Annotated in this window: 3 protein-coding genes; all 3 read right to left on the bottom strand. The window is 68.4% G+C overall.

The window, feature by feature from the left end:
- Nucleotides 1–1238, bottom strand: a 1238-nt coding sequence (locus ACMUOO_RS16715; RefSeq protein ID WP_413855762.1) for a S41 family peptidase, incomplete at its 3' end; no start/stop codon positions are given.
- Between the two features lie 4 nt (nucleotides 1239–1242).
- On the bottom strand, nucleotides 1243–2376 hold the full coding sequence (locus ACMUOO_RS16710; protein WP_301920287.1) for a murein hydrolase activator EnvC family protein: 1134 nt from the start codon (nucleotides 2374–2376) through the stop codon (nucleotides 1243–1245).
- Nucleotides 2376–3476 (bottom strand): 2,3-bisphosphoglycerate-independent phosphoglycerate mutase (gpmI, locus tag ACMUOO_RS16705; protein WP_413855761.1); only part of this gene is annotated, 1101 nt, incomplete at its 5' end. The genes gpmI and ACMUOO_RS16710, both read right to left, overlap by 1 nt.

Genomic DNA, 3476 nt, shown 5'->3' with positions numbered 1-3476 from the left:
TCTTCCTCCCAGACGCGCTTTTCGTCGTCGCTCATCGTGTCGTTGGTGATGGCCCCGCGCAGGTCCGCCTCAGAACGCGAGCGGGTCGCGGCCGAACTCTCCGCCTCCGTCGCCGCTTCGGTGGCAGTCTTCGGTTCAGGCTGTTCCACCACGATGTCCGGCGCGATGCCGAGCGCCTGGATCGAGCGGCCCGAAGGCGTGTAGTAGCGCGCGGTGGTCAACCGCATCGCGCCCTCGCCCCTGAGCGGGATCACCGTCTGGACCGAGCCCTTGCCAAAGGACTTTGTGCCGACGACGATGGCGCGGCGGTGGTCCTGAAGTGCGCCGGTGACGATCTCCGAAGCCGAGGCAGAGCCGCCGTTGATGAGGACGACGATAGGCTTGCCCTCGGTCAGGTCGCCCGGCTCGGCGTTGAATCTCTCGCTGTCCTGCGGGTTGCGGCCACGGGTCGAGACGATCTCGCCCTTGTCGAGGAAGGCGTCCGAGACCTGGATGGCCTGCGTCAGAAGCCCGCCGGGGTTGTTCCTCAGGTCGAGCACGAAGCCGTTGACCTTGTCCATGCCGCCGGCTTCCTCGACCGATTTCTTCAGCGCATCCGACATGTTGTCGTAGGTCTGGTCGTTGAAGGTGGTGACGCGGAGGACCACCGTGTGCCCCTCGAGCCGGCCACGTGCCGCGGTGAGCTTGATCGTGTCGCGGATGATCGAGACGTCGAAGGGCTCCTCCGTCCCCTCGCGCGCGACGGTCACGACGATCTCGGAACCCACCGGCCCGCGCATCTTGTCCACGGCCTCGTCGAGCGTGAGGCCAAGGACGCTTTCGCCATCGACATGGGTGATGAAGTCGCCCGCCTTGATCCCGGCCTCGGCCGCCGGTGTCCCGTCCATTGGCGAGACGACCTTGATGAAGCCCTCCTCCTGCGTCACTTCGATGCCGAGGCCGCCGAACTCGCCCCGTGTCTGCACGCGCATATCGTCGAAGGCGTCGGGGGCAAGATAACTCGAATGCGGGTCGAGCGAGGTCAGCATGCCGTTGATCGCGGCCTCGATCAGCTTTCCCTCGTCCACCTGCTCGACATACTGGGAGCGGATGCGTTCGAAGATGTCACCGAAAAGGTCGAGCTGCTCGTAGACATTCGGCTTCTGCGTCTCCTGCGCGACGAGAGGCCCTGCCACCTGCGTCGTGAGCACCACGCCGGCGATCGTGCCGCCAAGGGCAGCCATCAGAAATTTGCGCATCGCTTCAGTCTTCCCTTGTCTCGGTGAACCACGGGGCGGGGTCCACGGGCTCCTTGCCCTGTCTCAGCTCTATATAAAGCGTTTCCGTCCGCTCCGCGCCACCGCCATCTTTGTCGCCCCCGGCAAGGATGGCACCCTCGGGCGCTATGCCCCCCATCAGCCCGACCGGCGCACCGGCGTCGAGCACATCGCCGGTCTCGCCGAAAACGGAGGCGAGTCCGGCAAGGACGAGAAGATAGCCTGACGCTGGCTCCGCGATCATCACATTTCCGTAGTCAAGAAGCGGGCCACGATAGCGCACCGTCGCAGGCCAGGGCAGCGTCACGAGAGCGCCGGGCCGGGTGGCGATCAGGAGGCCTGGTCGTCGGATGCCGGCCGCATCCGCCTCGCCGGCGCGGCGCAGGAGCGTGCCCTGAACCGGCAGGGGCAGCGTCCCTTTGGCTCCGGCGAAATCGCCCATAGGCGCGCCAATGTCGGTCTCCATACGGAAAAGGCCGGCCGCGAATGAGTCGAGGCTGTCGGCGCTGGCAACCAGCGCCTTCAGTTCCTCCGGGTCGTCGAGAAAGCGGCGCGGCAGGTCGGTCCGGTCCTGGATCGCCTGCGCCAGGGCCGTCCGTGCAGCCTGGGCAGCGTCGAGCCCCCGCTGGAGCGTTTCCGCCACCTCGGCCTGAAGCTCGCGAACGCGACGGAGTTCATCGAGCTCTGCGCGCAAGGTCTCGGCCTCGGCCTGGAGCGCCGGGGTGACCGAGGCGAGGATCATCCCCGATCGCGCCGTTCCAATCGGTCCGTCGGGATGGAGGAGCAGAAGCGGTTCCGCCCCACGCTCCATCATCGCCATGGCGCCGAGCAGGGCGCCGATTCTCTCGCGCCGCGCGGCGAAGGAGGCTTCAATCTCCGCCTCGCGCGCGGTCGCGCGCCGCAGCGCGTCCCGCAGGGCGCCGAAACCGCGTTCATAGGCGCGGATCGTGCGGGTCAGAGCCGACACGCGCTCGCGCGATCCCTCCGCCGCACTAAGCGCCGCCACCGCCTCGCGCAGCTCCGCAGCAGCTGCCTGCGCTTCGGGTGCCGCCGGGTCGGCGGCGCGTGCCGGCTGGCCGAGCGCGAGCGCGAGCGCGAGGAGAAGGGCCGCCGCGCGCATCACCGCTCGATCAGGCTCCGGCCCGTCATCTCGGGAGGAAGCGGCAAGCCCATGAGGTCGAGAAGCGTCGGCGCCAGATCGGCCAGCCGGCCGTTCCCCAGCCGCGCGCCGGCAGGCCCGCCGACGAGCACAACGGGCACCGGGTTCGTGGTGTGCGCGGTGTGGGGCCCACCCGTCACCGGGTCGATCATCACTTCGCAGTTGCCATGGTCGGCCGTCACGATCATCGCTCCGCGCGCCTTCTCCAGCGCGGCGACCGCGCGGCCGAGGCCACGGTCGACTTCCTCCACCGCGGCGATGGCGGCGGAAAGGACGCCGGTGTGGCCCACCATGTCCGGGTTTGCATAGTTGACGACGATGAGGTCGTAGCGCTTTCCGATGGCGTCGACGAGATGATCGGTAACCTCAGGCGCCGACATCTCGGGCTTCAGGTCATAGGTCGCCACCTTGGGCGAAGGAGCCATGTAGCGGTCCTCGCCTGCCTCGGGCACTTCCTTGCCGCCATTCAGGAAGAAGGTCACGTGCGGATATTTCTCGGTTTCGGCGAGGCGGAACTGCCGGAGTCCATGTGCCGCGACCCAGGCGCCGATCGTGTTGACCACGGGGCGCTTCGGGTAGGCCGCTGCCATGAAGGCATCGTGCGTCGTCGAGTAATCGACCATGCCGAGCAGTGCCGCCCAGTGCGGTCGCCGGCCGCGCTCGAAGCCCTGGAACGCATCCTCCGCAACCGCGAGCAGGATTTCCCGCGCGCGATCGGCGCGGAAGTTGAGGCAGAAGAACCCGTCGCCGTCCTTCGCGCCGTCAAAGCCCGCGATGACCGTGGGCTGGATGAATTCATCGGTCTCGCCACGCCCATAGGCCTCGGCCACGGCGGCCTCGGGGGAGGCCGAGGCAAGTCCCTCGCCCTTCACCATCGCGGCGTAGGCGCGCGCGACGCGCTCCCACCGGTTGTCACGGTCCATCGCGAAGTAGCGCCCCGTGACGGTGACGACCCTCGCCCCCGACGGCAGCCGGCGCACGAGGTCGGCGATGAAGCCGTCCGCAGATTTCGGCGGCACGTCGCGGCCATCGGTCACCGCATGGAGCGCCACCGGCACGCC

Source organism: Albidovulum sp., from assembly GCF_041919395.1.
In the GTDB taxonomy this organism is placed as follows: Bacteria; Pseudomonadota; Alphaproteobacteria; order Rhodobacterales; family Rhodobacteraceae; genus Albidovulum.
The sequence above is the reverse complement of the archived record's forward strand: the minus strand, read 5'-3'. Positions and strand labels throughout refer to the sequence as shown.